At 40.0% G+C, this 14360-nt stretch carries 8 protein-coding genes and 3 pseudogenes; 4 read left to right on the top strand and 7 right to left on the bottom strand.

The window, feature by feature from the left end; translation table 11 throughout:
• Positions 1 to 129: 129 nt before the first annotated feature.
• Positions 130 to 1708: pseudogene (gshA, locus tag AAGD16_RS05025) on the bottom strand (glutamate--cysteine ligase).
• Between the two features lie 427 nt (positions 1709 to 2135).
• On the opposite strand from gshA, the gene AAGD16_RS05020 reads away from it, so the two are divergent.
• A complete protein-coding gene (locus tag AAGD16_RS05020) occupies positions 2136 to 3683 on the top strand; it encodes a methyl-accepting chemotaxis protein (protein WP_377114032.1) in 1548 nt (515 codons plus the stop codon).
• A gap of 62 nt (positions 3684 to 3745) precedes the next feature.
• On the opposite strand, the gene clpB is transcribed toward AAGD16_RS05020, so the two are convergent.
• From clpB to rluD, 3 genes and pseudogenes are all read right to left on the bottom strand, one after another.
• Positions 3746 to 6328 carry an ATP-dependent chaperone ClpB gene (gene clpB, locus AAGD16_RS05015; protein WP_377114029.1) on the bottom strand — a complete coding sequence of 861 codons (2583 nt, stop codon included), beginning with the start codon at positions 6326 to 6328 and terminating at the stop codon, positions 3746 to 3748.
• Between the two features lie 96 nt (positions 6329 to 6424).
• Positions 6425 to 7156, bottom strand: a complete 732-nt coding sequence (pgeF, locus tag AAGD16_RS05010) for a peptidoglycan editing factor PgeF (protein ID WP_377114785.1) — start codon at positions 7154 to 7156, stop codon at positions 6425 to 6427.
• A 12-nt stretch (positions 7157 to 7168) separates the two neighbouring features.
• A pseudogene (gene rluD, locus AAGD16_RS05005) lies at positions 7169 to 8136 on the bottom strand (23S rRNA pseudouridine(1911/1915/1917) synthase RluD); the annotation flags it as partial.
• A gap of 141 nt (positions 8137 to 8277) precedes the next feature.
• Here rluD and AAGD16_RS05000 point away from each other — a divergent pair.
• Positions 8278 to 9042 carry an outer membrane protein assembly factor BamD gene (locus AAGD16_RS05000; protein WP_013464484.1) on the top strand — a complete coding sequence of 255 codons (765 nt, stop codon included), beginning with the start codon at positions 8278 to 8280 and terminating at the stop codon, positions 9040 to 9042.
• Positions 9043 to 9097: 55 nt separating this feature from the next.
• Here AAGD16_RS05000 and AAGD16_RS04995 read toward each other — a convergent pair whose 3' ends face one another.
• On the bottom strand, positions 9098 to 9436 hold the full coding sequence (locus AAGD16_RS04995; RefSeq protein ID WP_013464483.1) for a P-II family nitrogen regulator: 339 nt from the start codon (positions 9434 to 9436) through the stop codon (positions 9098 to 9100).
• Between the two features lie 158 nt (positions 9437 to 9594).
• Between AAGD16_RS04995 and AAGD16_RS04990 the strand changes: the two genes are divergently transcribed.
• A complete protein-coding gene (locus AAGD16_RS04990; protein ID WP_064663579.1) occupies positions 9595 to 10140 on the top strand; it encodes a GspH/FimT family pseudopilin in 546 nt (181 codons plus the stop codon).
• A 78-nt stretch (positions 10141 to 10218) separates the two neighbouring features.
• On the top strand, positions 10219 to 10752 hold the full coding sequence (locus tag AAGD16_RS04985; protein WP_028835385.1) for a GspH/FimT family pseudopilin: 534 nt from the start codon (positions 10219 to 10221) through the stop codon (positions 10750 to 10752).
• A 6-nt stretch (positions 10753 to 10758) separates the two neighbouring features.
• On the opposite strand, the gene AAGD16_RS04980 is transcribed toward AAGD16_RS04985, so the two are convergent.
• Together AAGD16_RS04980 and AAGD16_RS04975 are read right to left on the bottom strand one after the other, a co-directional pair.
• The gene (locus AAGD16_RS04980; RefSeq protein WP_013464480.1) at positions 10759 to 11178 is read right to left on the bottom strand and encodes a type IV pilin protein; all 420 of its coding nucleotides are present in this window, start codon (positions 11176 to 11178) and stop codon (positions 10759 to 10761) included.
• A 9-nt stretch (positions 11179 to 11187) separates the two neighbouring features.
• Positions 11188 to 14360 (bottom strand): annotated as a pseudogene (locus AAGD16_RS04975) (pilus assembly protein).

Raw genomic sequence — 14360 nt, 5'->3', positions numbered from 1 at the left:
GCTGCCCTTCGGGTTCTGCCTAGGAGCGATTTACTCTTTGTTGCTCGGTTTTTACTTAGCCCACTAGGTTACAAACCTCGCGCCGCGATTAAACCGCTCCTAGTTTGAACAAATTGTAATCCGCAAAGGTCAACAGACCCTGAAATACGTATCTAAAAATGCGGTAAATGATTGTTTATCAGCGTGTTCAATTGCCTTTTGGGCTTGGTACGACTCTGCAGCTTGTTGCTCTAGCCACGATTTTGAAAATTCAGTATAACTTGCTGTTTCATGGCTTTGTTTGTACTTCTGAGCAAGTGACAGTGCAAAGTGGCCATTATCTAACCCTGATGCTTTTAACTGCTCAACATAACGACCAGAATACGTTAATGCCGGATCATGAATCCAAGTCGCCATGCGCTTAATGGTGTTTGAGTAGTAGTCAACATCGTAAGCAATATCCATCCACTGAGCAACATCACTCAACTGACTAAATATTTCATCACCCCAAAGATTCTAGGCTGCGCTGCTCATTATTAAAATTAAGCATCAAGCCTTGTTCTCTACCTTGGTTAACCACAGTATCAAGATTTTCAGTGCTACGAGTTTGCTCTTGCCAATCCATAGGCGCTGAATCTTTTAATAAACAATAAGTTAAAAACACATCTAAAAAGTGTATTTGCTCTAAGTCAATGCCAACTTCACTAAACGGGTTAACATCCAATGCACGAATTTCAATATATTCTATACCCGCTCTTAGCAATGCATCGGTGGGCGTTTCACCATTTTTTGCATTACGTTTAGGACGAATTGGCGAGTAAAACTCGTTCTCTATTTGCAAAATGTTTTTATTTAATTGCTTTGGCGTAGCACTGGTGTAATCGTCAATACTGCCGTAAATATCTGAAGGCGTATTTATGGCTTTTTTAAGTCCTGCGACATATTCATCTAATGAGTTATACATTACTCGTAATGACGATTGTGCGCTATTGGTATAGCCTAAGTTGCCTAAACGTAATGCGGTGCCCACTTCCAAATATAAAGTGCCTTTACCGAGTTTTTTAAACGGTAAGTCGCTTTTACGCCCTTGTAAAAAAGAGCTACATAATGCCGGTGATGCGCCAAACATGTAGCTAATTAACCACAGTTCGCGTTTAAAGTTACGAATTAACGCCAAGTAACTATCCGATATAAAATCTTCAAGTTTCGCGTCACTTTGCTTTAATGAGTGCAGTGACTGCCATAGCGTTTGTGGAAAAGAAATATTGAAATGCACGCCAGCAATCGCTTGCATCATACTGCCGTAACGATTCTTCAAGCCTTCGCGATATAGGGTTTTCATTTTACCGACGTTAGAGTCGCCAAATTGTGCCAATACAATATCGTCTTGATGATTTATAAAGCACGGCATACTAATTGGCCACAATAATTCATCGCCCATATGTTCTAGGGTGAACTTTTGTAAATCTTTTAGCTGCTGTAAGGTTTGCGTTGATGACTCGCTAACCGGTGTAATGAACTCAAGTAAAGACTCAGAAAAATCAGTGGTAATATGCCCATTGGTGAGCGCGCAGCCCACCCCTTGAGGATGAGCCTGTTTTGAAATGGAACCATCGTGATTAATTCTTAATGATTCTCTCTCAATACCGCGCATAATGCCTTTAATAGCCTGTTGATTATCTGCATTAGATAGCGCGTTGAGCGTGTTCTTTAAATTATAAGTTGTCAAAAAAAAGTTTCCTCGAGCCAAGTGGCTTAATCATAAGGTTATGGGGTCTTTTTACCTTTACTCAAGATTAAACGATGAAAAAACTATATGAATTTATTAGATATAGTTTTTACTGGATTTTAAACACGCTTTGTTTCACGCTATAAAAGATAATCTTGCCATTGCCACTACGAATATACAATTTCTTTTACATATTATTTGCCATAACCCCCCGCTGACAACATGGCGTTTTAAAACACTTTGATAAGATAGAGTTAAACCCTAAAAGTTTGTCATAACTGAAAAATTCAATTACGCTTAATATTGATAAAGATCATATAAATATCAAAAAAAATGTCTTATTCCTGCTATTTTACACATATCACTAACGTACATTAGTTTTAGTAATTACAATAGCCGCCATAATAAAGAATGATAAAGAGTCACTATGCGTCGTAATCAAAGCTTAATAGATGAAGAAGTTAACTTCGAAGAACACCAAGAGTTGGTTTCAACCACTGACTTACGCGGTGTTATTACTTATGCCAATCATGAGTTTTGTAGTATCGCAGGCTACGAGATGGATGAACTGATCAATAAAAATCACAATATCGTTCGCCACCCTGATATGCCAAAAGCTGCATTTAAAGAAATGTGGGACACTTTAAAACAAGGCCATTCGTGGCGTGGCGCGGTAAAAAACTTATGTAAGGACGGCCGCTATTATTGGGTTGATGCATTTGTAACGCCTATTTTTGAGCATGGCCAACTTATTGGTTATCAGTCTGTACGAATAAAATTAGAGCAACGCGCAAAACGCAGAGCGCAAAAGCTCTATGCCAAAATTAACGCTAATAAATCATTATTCAGCTGGCGCGAACGCACATCATTGAGACAAGGTTTGAGCATTGCGGGTATTTTAATTTGGTTAGCCAGTGTCGCAATGTGGGGCTCTCTTTCGCTTGCCGCGATTAACTTATTAGTATGTATTGTTATTTTAGTTTTAAATTATGATGAGCTGGTAATCACACCTGCAACCCTCAAACAACAAAAAAACCAAGCAGACTCTGTATCTCGTTATGTGTTTAGTGGCTCGCACCCACACAGCATTAGTGAGTATAGAGAGCAGATGCTCAGTGCTAAATTAAGAACGGTACTAGGGCGGGTAAAAGATTCAACCTTGAGTTTTAATACGATTGCCCAAGGGTTAGATCAACAATCGACGTTGACCGAGCAAGGTATTTCTTCTCAAGGCACTCAGCTAGAACAAATTGCTTCAGCCATGTCACAAATGAGTACCACGATTGGTGAAATCTCTAACAATACCAATAACACGGCTGATAAAGTGGGCATTACTTATCAAAGCTGCTCTGATATCAAGAATCATATTGCAGATAACAGTAAAATGGTGTCTGACTTAGCTGTACAAGTTGAGCAAGCGGCCGCCACAGCAACGGGGCTTGCCTCTGAAGCGGATAAAATTGGCCAAGTCATGAGTGAAATAGAAGGGATTGCTGAACAAACTAACTTATTGGCACTCAATGCGGCTATTGAAGCGGCACGCGCCGGTGAGCATGGGCGTGGTTTTGCAGTCGTTGCCGATGAAGTAAGAGCGCTGTCGTCACGAACTCAAAACGCCACAGCACAAATTCATAGCTCAATTAAAGAAATTCAAGATACCTTGTTTAGCTGGTCTAAAATCATGCAGAGCACAAAACAACAAGCCGATGACTGTGTTAATACAACAGGACAAACACAACAAGAGCTTGATAGTATTTTTATTCAAATTAGTGAAATTTCACAGCTCGCCACGGATATTTCAGCCGCAGCAGAACAGCAGCAGGTTGTAAGTAAAGACATTGGTAGTAATGTTGAAAAGATTAAAGGCTTAGGGGATGACAATTTACAATTGAGTTTTAGCGTAGCGCACGGTGCGGCTGAACTAGTTGAAGGCTCAAGAAAAGTGAATGACTTATTACTGACTTTTAAAGTTTAACAAACGCCCTAAAATAGAAACAAAAAAGCCGCTGTAAACAGCGGCTTTTTGCTGTGCTCAGATTATCGACTCGTAAACACTAAGCCGTCTTCGTTAGCATCAATGACAATGATACAACCTGGTTGAAATTCATTATTAAGCAGTTTTTGTGCTAATGGATTTTCAATGGTTTGCTGTATTGCCCGTTTAAGTGGACGAGCGCCATAGACAGGATCAAAGCCACTGGCAGCAATTCGCTCAAGAGCAGCATCTGTCAACTCAAGTAAATACCCCATCTCTGTCAATCGTTGACGTAATTTGCTTAACTGAATATCTGCAATTTCTTTAATATGACTATGTGAAAGTGAGTGAAATACCACAGTTTCATCAATACGGTTAATGAACTCGGGTCTAAATTCATTATGTAAAACACCCATGACTTTTGCTTTAAGCTCGTCATAGTCATTACTTCCCGCTTGCTCTTGAATGATATCTGAGCCCAAGTTGGAGGTCATAATGATAACCGTATTTTTAAAATCAACCGTACGCCCTTGGCCATCCGTTAAACGCCCGTCATCAAGGACTTGTAATAAAATATTAAACACATCTGGATGCGCTTTTTCTATTTCATCAAGCAAAATAACCGAATAAGGTTTACGACGAACAGCTTCGGTTAAATAACCACCTTCTTCGTAACCTACGTACCCTGGAGGCGCACCGACTAAACGTGCGACTGAGTGTTTTTCCATAAACTCAGACATATCTATACGCACCATGGCACTTTCGGTATCAAACATATAGCCTGCTAGTGCCTTGGTAAGTTCTGTTTTACCAACCCCTGTAGGCCCTAAAAATAAGAACGAGCCAATTGGACGATTGGGATCAGCAAGCCCTGCACGCGAACGACGAATGGCATTAGCCACCGCAACGACGGCCTCATCTTGACCAATGACTTTGTTATGTAACTGCTCTTCCATTTGTAATAGTTTTTCACGTTCACCTTGGAGCATACGCGCCACTGGGATCCCGGTCCAACGTGATAAAATTTCTGCAATTTCATCTTCGCCTACCTGATTTTTAAGCAAGCTCATTTCTTGCATTTCTGCTTGTGATGCTAAATCGAGTTTGCGCTCAAGCTCAGGTATACGTCCATATTGCAGTTCAGACATACGCTGCAAGTCACTTGCTCTGCGAGCCACTTCTAAATCAAGTCGTGCCTGCTCTAGCTCAGCTTTAATAACCTGCGTGCCTTGTAATGACGCTTTTTCTGCATTCCATACTTCATCTAGTTCACGGTATTGCCCTTCAAGCTCAGTGATCAGCTCGACCATTTCTGTACGGCGCTTTTGACTTGCTTCATCTTTCTCTTTGGCCAATGCGTTATCTTCAATTTTTAATTGGATAATGCGACGCTCTAATTTATCTAAAGCTTCTGGCTTTGAATCAATTTGCAAGCGAATAGAAGAGCCCGCTTCGTCAATTAAATCGATTGCTTTATCAGGTAATTGGCGATCACTAATATAACGATGCGATAACTGCGCTGCGGCAACGATTGCAGGGTCGGTGATCTCCACTGAATGGTGTAATTCGTAACGCTCTTTCAAGCCACGCAGAATAGCAATGGTGTCTTCTACTGAAGGCTCTTCTATTAATACCTTTTGGAAACGGCGCTCAAGCGCAGCATCTTTTTCAATGTACTTACGGTATTCATCTAAAGTGGTTGCGCCTACGCAATGGAGTTCACCGCGTGCTAAGGCAGGTTTTAACATGTTACCCGCATCCATAGCGCCATCACTTTTACCCGCTCCAACAATGGTATGAATTTCATCAATAAATAAAATAACTTGGCCTTCTTCTTTAGCCAACTCATTAAGTACTGATTTTAAACGCTCTTCAAATTCACCTCGGTATTTTGCACCAGCAACTAATGCGCCTAAATCAAGTGATAATACGCGCTTGTTTTTTAAGCCCTCAGGCACTTCACCATTAATAATACGCTGTGCAAGCCCTTCAGCTATGGCTGTTTTACCCACCCCTGGCTCACCAATTAACACAGGGTTATTTTTGGTACGGCGTTGTAATACTTGAATAGTGCGGCGAATTTCATCATCACGACCGATTACAGGGTCAAGCTTACCTTGCTCTGCACGCTCAGTTAAATCGATGGTGTACTTTTCAAGTGCTTGACGTGTTTCTTCCGCATTAGGATCGTCAACTTTTTGGCCACCACGAATCGCTTCAATTGCCGTTTCAACCTTACTCGCCGTAATGTTAAGTGCTTTAAAAACACTGCCAAGCGGGCCTTTATCTTCACACGCAACTAATAATACAAACAACAACTCACTTGAAATGTATTTATCTTTACGTTTTTGGGCGTATTTATCACATAGGTTTATCAGTGAAACCATGTTATTTGACAACTGTACATCGCCACCAACACCTTCCACTTTAAATAACTTTTCTATCTCTTGTGATAATTTAGTGTTGAGTTCATCAACGCTGATGCTCATTTGTGCAAATAGTGCACGTACACTTGAGCCACTTTGTTTTAACAAAGCGTACATTAGATGCACAGGTTCAATAAATTGATGATCGCGACCTAGCGCTAATGATTGCGCATCTGAAAGCGCAGACTGAAATTTACTTGTAAATCTATCTAAACGCATGGGGGTTTACCTATAAAAAAACGAATTACTTAATAGATGGGTATGTTAGCGGGTTTGTTCAAGGTATTGTGGGAAAAATAATCACCTAATGATTATTTACTTGCGCCAGATCAAACTTGCCATACGACCGGTTTGGCCATCGCGCCGATAAGAAAAAAACAAGGTAGCTTGAGTTACAGTGCAATATTCACCCCCGCTAATGTTTATAACGCCCTGTTGATTAAGTAAAATAGTTGCTATTAGATAGATATCAGCTAAATACTTTTCATTATTTTGAGCTTTGAACGCGCTGTGCATTAGTGGGTTATTTGCTGTAAATAACTCGACCACCTCTTGGCCTACTTGAAATTGATTAGCCCCTATTGCAGGACCTAACCAAGCATGTATATTCTCCGAGGCATTTTTAAAACATGCCAGCGTATTGTTGATCACCCCTTGCTCTAACCCTCGCCAACCAGCATGAATTGCGGCCACTTCTTGCCCGTCACTCGATGAGAGTAAAATAGGTAAACAATCAGCGGTCATTATGGCTAAAGGTTGATTGCGTAATTGCGTATATAGCGCATCGGCTGTGAGTGTTTGGTTGGGGTCAAATCGCTCATCCACTGTAATTACATCAGCGCTATGAACCTGATTTAACCAAATTGCCGGTTTAGGCAAATGAGCATTTACACGTGCTCTGTTATTTAATACATCTTGGCTGTTATCACCTACATGCAACCCTAAATTCAAACTATCGAATGGAGGCTTAGATACGCCCCCTTCACGTGTAGTACTCAATGTATCTACACCATGAAGAGATTGCCATGTAGCTGATAAGCCAAACATTGTTAAACTCGCTATATCAGGGTTTGCTTTTGTGTCTTCACGCAGTGCTTGAGTCATTTGGACCATATCATCAGGGATAGGCGCTTGCCAGGTCATCATTTCACCGGTGATTGGATGCGCAATACTTAATTTAACGGCATGAAGCGCTTGGCGTTTAAAGCTACGCAGTAACTCAAATAACTCAGGCGTTGCCCCTTTTGGTGGACGAGGACGACCGCCATAAGATTGATCGCCAATTAATGGGTGGTTTAAGTACGCCATATGCACACGAATTTGGTGTGTACGACCTGTTTCAAGACGTAAACGCAAACGAGTATGGGCGCGGAATTTTTCGGCAACACGGTAATGCGTAATAGCTGGTTTACCCATTTCATGAACTGCCATATGCGTACGCTGCGTAGCATGACGACCAATTGGTTTTTCAACCATACCACCGGCTGTCATAGTGCCATTACATAACGCTTCATATTCACGTGTGAAGTTTTCGCGCTTTTGCAGTGCTTTAACTAAATGTGTTTGTGCCTGAATCGTTTTAGCAACAACCATTAAACCTGTTGTGTCTTTGTCTAAACGATGCACAATACCCGCTCGTGGTACGTTAATAATTTCTGGGTAGTAGTGTAGTAAAGCATTTAACACCGTACCATCAGGGTTACCTGCGCCAGGATGAACCACTAATCCCATTGGTTTGTTGATCACTAAAATATCATCGTCTTCATAAACGATGTTTAATTTGATATCTTGTGCTTCGTATTCACGAGGTGCTTCTATTGTTGTTTCAACAGCTACAACTTCACCACCGAGTAGTTTTTCACGCGGGGTGTTGAAAATTTCACATCAACGGTGATTTTATCATCTAAAATCCACGTTTTTATCCGTGATCGTGAATAATCAGGGAACAATTGTGCTAATACTTGGTCTAGACGTTTACCACCTAAGTCTGTTGGGACCTCGGCTTGGAGAGATATTTGCTCTGACATTAGTAACTTTACCCAATTTACCAGTGCAAGCTTTGCTTGACTGGGTTAGAATCGCTTTTAATAAAAGCATAACATAATACGCATAGTTTACTCGGTTTTACCCACTTGGCCTAGCCGAAGACATCGAAGGTAACAAATAAAATGATAAATAAAATAGGGAAACGTGCATTCGCCATTGTTTTTTCAGTTTCAGTGCTTAGTTTAGGGGCCTGCTCGTCTGCACCTGACCAAGAAGATATTCAACGCGTACCCAACAGATCGGCACAAGCACTATACGAAGATGCAAAACAAACGCTTGATTCTGGTTTATACGCTCGTGCAATTGAATTATTAACGGCAATTGATTCTCGCTACCCGTTTGGTCCGTTTTCAAAACAAGTCCAAATGGATTTAGTGTATGCACATTACCAATCAGGTAATACAGAGCAAGCGCTTGCTACAATCGACCGTTTTATTCGCTTAAACCCAAACCACAAAGATTTAGATTACATGTACTACATGCGTGGCTTGGTTAATATTAAGGCGGATAAAAATGCTTTCCAAGAATACTTTGGCGTAGACAGAGCCGACAGAGATGCTAAACGCACCCGTGTTGCTTATACCGACTTATCAACTTTGGTTAAACGTTTTCCAGAAAGTGATTATGCGCCAGAAGCAAAACGTCGTTTAGTTTGGTTATTAAACCGCATGGCACGTTATGAGCTAAAAGTGGCAACTTACTATTACGAACGTGAAGCCTATTTAGCAGCCGCAAATCGCGGTAAATATGTGGTAGAGCACTACTCACAAAGTAGTTATCTTGATGCGGCACTCGCCATGATGGAAAAAAGTTACGAGAAGCTTGGCTTGACTGAACTAAGTCAGCATGCAGAGCAAACGCGTAAATTTAATAGCAGAAATAAATAACACGAAAAAGGCGCTAGTTATAAAATTAGCGCCTTTTTTTACGAGGTTTACTCGACTATATAGCCTCTTCATCCTCTTCTGCAGTACGAATTCGAACCACACGTTCTACGTCAGTGACAAATATTTTACCATCACCAATTTTGCCAGTTTGTGCTGTTTTAACAATAACATCAATAGCACGTTCTACGTCTTCATCACCGAGCACAATATCTAGTTTTACTTTAGGTAAAAAGTCAACCATGTACTCAGCACCACGGTATAGCTCTGTGTGGCCTTTTTGACGCCCAAACCCTTTTACTTCACTTACTGTCATACCCGTAATGCCTACATCAGATAATGCTTCACGCACATCATCGAGCTTAAACGGTTTAATGATTGCTTCTATTTTTTTCATAGTAATTACTTTTGAAAGCTTCAGTTGCCTCGATTTTAGACAATCATGAGGTTCATAGCAAACAAAGAGATTGAATAGCACCGGTGAAAAATAATCATGGTATGATTATTTTAATAAAAATAACTATACTAAAACATCACCGAGTTAATGAGATTTATATGAAAACTAAGCACCGTGGATTTACCTTATTAGAGTTAATGGTCACCGTGGCCATTGTTGGCATTATAGCCACTATTGCGTTGTGGAACAGTAGCGATATGCTGGAAGAAAACCGAGGTGAAAATTTTTTATTAGAACTTAAACGTAATATTAGCTTTGCACGCTCACAAGCGGCTAGTACCGATGAGATCGTAATTGTGTGCGCTGCTCCAGGTACAAAAGTAAAAAGTAGTGATAAAACCCTAACTTGCTCAAGTAAATGGGATGTTGATCAAGTAATTATTACCTTTATAGATGCTAATAATAATGGCCAATATAATAATGAAACAGATAGCTTGATCAGAGTCATGGAGGAAATTAGTCCTAATGATCGCGTTTCATTTACAGATACCCGTATACGATTTAATACCAGCGGACGTATAACTACAAATCCTGGGAACTTCATATTTTGTCCTAACGGCGACAACAAAAACCAAAAAGCGTTAACATTAACGCAATCAGGCACCGCTTTTTATTTAGGGGATACCACAGAGAGCTGTGGTTAAAAGCCATTTCATACTTTGTCGTTTTTTTGATTGTTTACTAAACTAATATAATGGACTGTTCAATGAAAGGCTTCAGGGATGAAGTTAATTATAAGTGTTCACAAAAATGGTGGCGTTACATTATTAGAATTACTAGTAACCATTTCAGTTATAGCGATACTAAGCCAACTTTCTTTATGGTTTTTTCCTGATTTCTTGGCGCTCAATCGCGCAGATAACCAGATTAATCTATTACACAGAAACATTAATTATGCACGTCTTTATGCAATAGAAAATAATAGCTACGTCACTCTATGTGCCTTGAAAAATAATGAGTGTTTAGAAGATGATTGGGACAATCAGGTGTCACTTTTTATTGATAACGACAAGTCAACCTCTTTGGATGATGACGAGCGCCTTATTAGTACCTTTGAACATACCCATCCCTCTGATAGCTTAGAGTATCCTCGGGATGCCATCACTTTTAGACCCGACGGCTCTTTAAACGGCTTTCAAAACGGTACTTTTATCTATTGCCCAAATAACGAAAAAGCAAGCCTTGAGGGGCTTGCTCTGTCAATAAGTCAAACTGGGCGAATACGAATAAAATCTACCAACAAATGCCAAAAATAACTAATGTTATCTACCCCAGCAATAGTTGATGTCGGTATTGCCTTTACTACCCGTTGCTCCTTTTAAGCCAACGTCATTAATGGTTAATGACGTGCAATCAGCATCCCCTTTCACGGCACCAGCAATGGGTTTAGCAGTGATTGTAAATTCATTGCTATTAACCACATTAATTGTTAGCTCAAAATGACCGTTTTCAGTTTTACTTTGAATACCTAAGTCGCTAAACGAAGTTGAATATGCTCGGTTATCCACAAAGTATTGCTCTTGCTTGTTTGCCGCATCTAAAAGCGCAGAAGCGGCTTCTGCGCGTGATGCCCTTTTTATATATTCACTGTAATTAGGCACTGCAATGGCGGCAATGATGCCAACAATCGCAACGGTGATCATTAACTCAATTAATGTAAATCCTTGTTGTGTCTTATTCATATACAGCCCTTAATTGTTGATCTCATCGTTTTCTTCACGCTTATAAATATATGTTTGCTGCGTTTTAAAACCAAAGCCAATGGGTTGTTTATCATTCACTAGCTTAATTTTACCATCTACCACTTTTAAGCCAGGTCCTGTAATTTCTATTGGCTTAAGTGGATTTTCAGCTTGTTCCCCTTTGATCCCAGGGCCAATTAGAAAAAACTGGCTCTCTTCGATAACATCTTCCTCTGGATTATCATCACATTTTCCATCATTGTTAGAATCAGCACAGGAATTAGTCGCACCAAAATAAAGCTGTGGTGTATCTGGCACATCATAACTGGTTGCAAATTTTAGTTGTTCATACACTTTAGTACCGTAATGCAAATGAAAAGCATAAAGTGCGCCGCCACCGCCACTTAAAGAACATTGATTCTCTACAACTTCATCAGATGCTGGCGTGAAAGAGGTAAAATAAGCAACCCCACCAACAACGGTAGCTGCAGCTAATGACTTTTCACCTTTCGCTAGCTCATAACGCCACCCTTTCTTTTTCGCCAGTTCAGCTTCAACAAGGGTGAAACCATCTAAGTCATCTAAAGTATTACCAAAGGGGTCACTATTCATCACCATTAAATCTGCAGGCACAATTGGCGCAGGAGCATTAGTTTTAAATGAACGCGTCAGAGTATTCTCATCACGGATCATAAACAATTGATCTTGCTCGTTTGTATTCGTTGGTTTTGAACGGTTACCGCTGCCAATAACAACTGCATCATAAGGAGTATCTAAACGAGTAATGACTTTATTACCATTAACCGTGGTCTCTGTTACTTTACTAAACAAAGTACGCGCAACCAATGGTTTATAAAAGAAGCGTCTATCTTGAGTATCTTGATTACTACCTAGCTCTGCAAGTTTGAAATGGCTAAACTCACTGCTATCTTCTCCAGGCATATCAATTCGCCAAATATTACCACCGGTATCTGAGGCATAAATTCTGTCAATATAGCCATCATAATCTGAATCAAGCGTAGTTAAATCAGCAGCAATACTGTGTTTACCTTTAAAGCCATTACTGTCTGGGGTTAACGCCCAAACTAAGCTGCCTGTTTTTGCCTCAACAATATAAATACCACGCCCTTTTGAGTCCTCTGCTCTTATTGCCGCATCTTTATTTGTATCGTAACCCGCGCCAAACACAAGCAAAGGCTTATTACCAAAAGCTTTAATATAAGCTATTTGTGGCTTTGACCACGTTTGTGCCAATTCAGTAAAGTCGCCTTTACCCCCTTCAATTGGTTTGCTCCAAAGACGTTTTGGCTGATTAGGATTTGTAATATCTAAACCATAGTAGTTTTTACCACCACGGCGCATTCCTGCAAAAGCCCATACCTCGTCTCCTTTGCTAGCATCTATAATACCGTCATTCAAACCTTCACTATTTAAGCTTTTATTACTAAAGTAGACACTGATAGGGCCATCCATACCATATACTTTACTATCTGCTTGTTTATTTCTAAGTGGTTTAATAATGTCAAACAGTGCTGAAGGTATAAATGCCCAACTTTCACTTACAGTCTCACCGGCATCTTTAAACATATGTAAGAAGCCAGCATTTGTCCCTATGAGGATGCGAATATCATCATTACCATAATCAATTGCAATTGGTTTTGAATGCAAAGGATCACCAAATATATCAGCGCGTTGGTCTTGTGATGAGCCATCTTTGTCCTCATCATCAACATCTACTCCTCTTGCCCAATTAACATCTTGAGTGGATAAGGTCAGCGGGTTATTAACAATGCCACTGAGAATGTCACTAACACCGAAGTATCAAAACTAACAATCGAGCCTTGATTCTCCGTAAATAAATTACGAGCAAGCGGATCTATCGTGCTTAAATAATGATTCACACCACCTTGTGCAACCGCATTACCATCAGCGGGTTGGCCCGCAGGTAACCAAAATGTTTTTGCATCTTTTGAAATTAAACCTTCGCTATTAAGAGCAGGCTTGTTAGTTGCGTCAACAATCTGACTACCTGAAACTTTTAACTTTTTTAGGTTGCCACGCCAGCGCGCACCTGTTTCTGGATAAAACATTGCAAAATAAATAGCATCGCGGCTTCGAGTTTGATCTACGTTATTACTGGCCACTGATGGCGATGAAAAACTATCGTTTACTTCACGAATACGAGAAATCGTATTTTTAAGTGCATCAGATAGTTGCGCAGCTGTATTCGCATGTAAGTATTGCCCACCACCGTAATCTGCAGTCTCAGTAAGTAAGTTTTTACCTGAGTCACTCATACCCGTACCAAAACCGATAGGAAATACACGTCCTATATCAAGTACGTTCTTAGTTTTGCTATACAAATCAACTTTTACATCATCTGTACCGTGAATAATTTTTGCTAGCGCCGCCAAATAGCTGTTACTAACAGCAGGCGGATTACCAGAGAAATAACTATTATGAAGGTTGTATATATCATTATTTCTATTTGAATCGTTGGTTGGATCGCCGTCTGTCATTAAAATAATATTAATACTGTTATCACACCTAAGTGGCTCGCCAGTAACAGGCGCAAAGGGTGATTTATATATCCCTGATGACTCTGCTGTAAAATCTCGTTCATTAGTATTTCCCCCGTAATATACGTTTTGTCCCGTGATATACAGGTAGGCTTCCCAGAGTGTTTCTGTTAATGGAGTTGAACCACTTGCAGGTAACTCTTCTACTTTATTTAGTAAAAATGACTTTTCAGCCCCTACTCTGGCTAAAACATACCCACCATTACTACCATTAAAGCGCATTAAACCAAATTCAATATCATCGTTATCGTTCACTAATTGGGTGATAGCATTTTGCGCAACTCTTAAGCGGCTATCACTACATGTGGGTTCATAATTGTAGTAACTAGTTCTTTTATAACATTGCTCATTTCGTTTATAACTGTCTTTACTTTCAAAGCAATCAACCTCGTAATAACTATTACCGCTTCTTTTATAACAGGCATCACCATCATTTACATCCCATGCCATACTTCCCGATGTATCAAAAATCATGATTACGCGAGGCTTTTCATTGGTTTGTACATTATGATTAACATACAGCTCTATATCTTCAGCGCCTGCTGACATGCTAAGCATTATTCCTATTAAAGAAATGAGTGCTTTATTTAGTATCAGTTTCAT

The organism is Pseudoalteromonas sp. M58 (assembly GCF_042604605.1).
GTDB lineage: Bacteria > Pseudomonadota > Gammaproteobacteria > Enterobacterales > Alteromonadaceae > Pseudoalteromonas > Pseudoalteromonas tetraodonis.
This window is presented reverse-complemented; position numbering and strand designations above follow the sequence as displayed.

Bases quoted from the DNA above. Each gene is read 5' to 3' on its own strand.
- AAGD16_RS05020 (WP_377114032.1), top strand. From the start codon at position 2,136: ATGCGTCGTAATCAAAGCTTAATAGATGAAGAAGTTAACTTCGAAGAA.
- clpB (WP_377114029.1), bottom strand. From the start codon at position 6,328: ATGCGTTTAGATAGATTTACAAGTAAATTTCAGTCTGCGCTTTCAGAT.
- pgeF (WP_377114785.1), bottom strand. From the start codon at position 7,156: ATGTTTGGCTTATCAGCTACATGGCAATCTCTTCATGGTGTAGATACA.
- AAGD16_RS05000 (WP_013464484.1), top strand. From the start codon at position 8,278: ATGATAAATAAAATAGGGAAACGTGCATTCGCCATTGTTTTTTCAGTT.
- AAGD16_RS04995 (WP_013464483.1), bottom strand. From the start codon at position 9,436: ATGAAAAAAATAGAAGCAATCATTAAACCGTTTAAGCTCGATGATGTG.
- AAGD16_RS04990 (WP_064663579.1), top strand. From the start codon at position 9,595: ATGAAAACTAAGCACCGTGGATTTACCTTATTAGAGTTAATGGTCACC.
- AAGD16_RS04985 (WP_028835385.1), top strand. From the start codon at position 10,219: ATGAAGTTAATTATAAGTGTTCACAAAAATGGTGGCGTTACATTATTA.
- AAGD16_RS04980 (WP_013464480.1), bottom strand. From the start codon at position 11,178: ATGAATAAGACACAACAAGGATTTACATTAATTGAGTTAATGATCACC.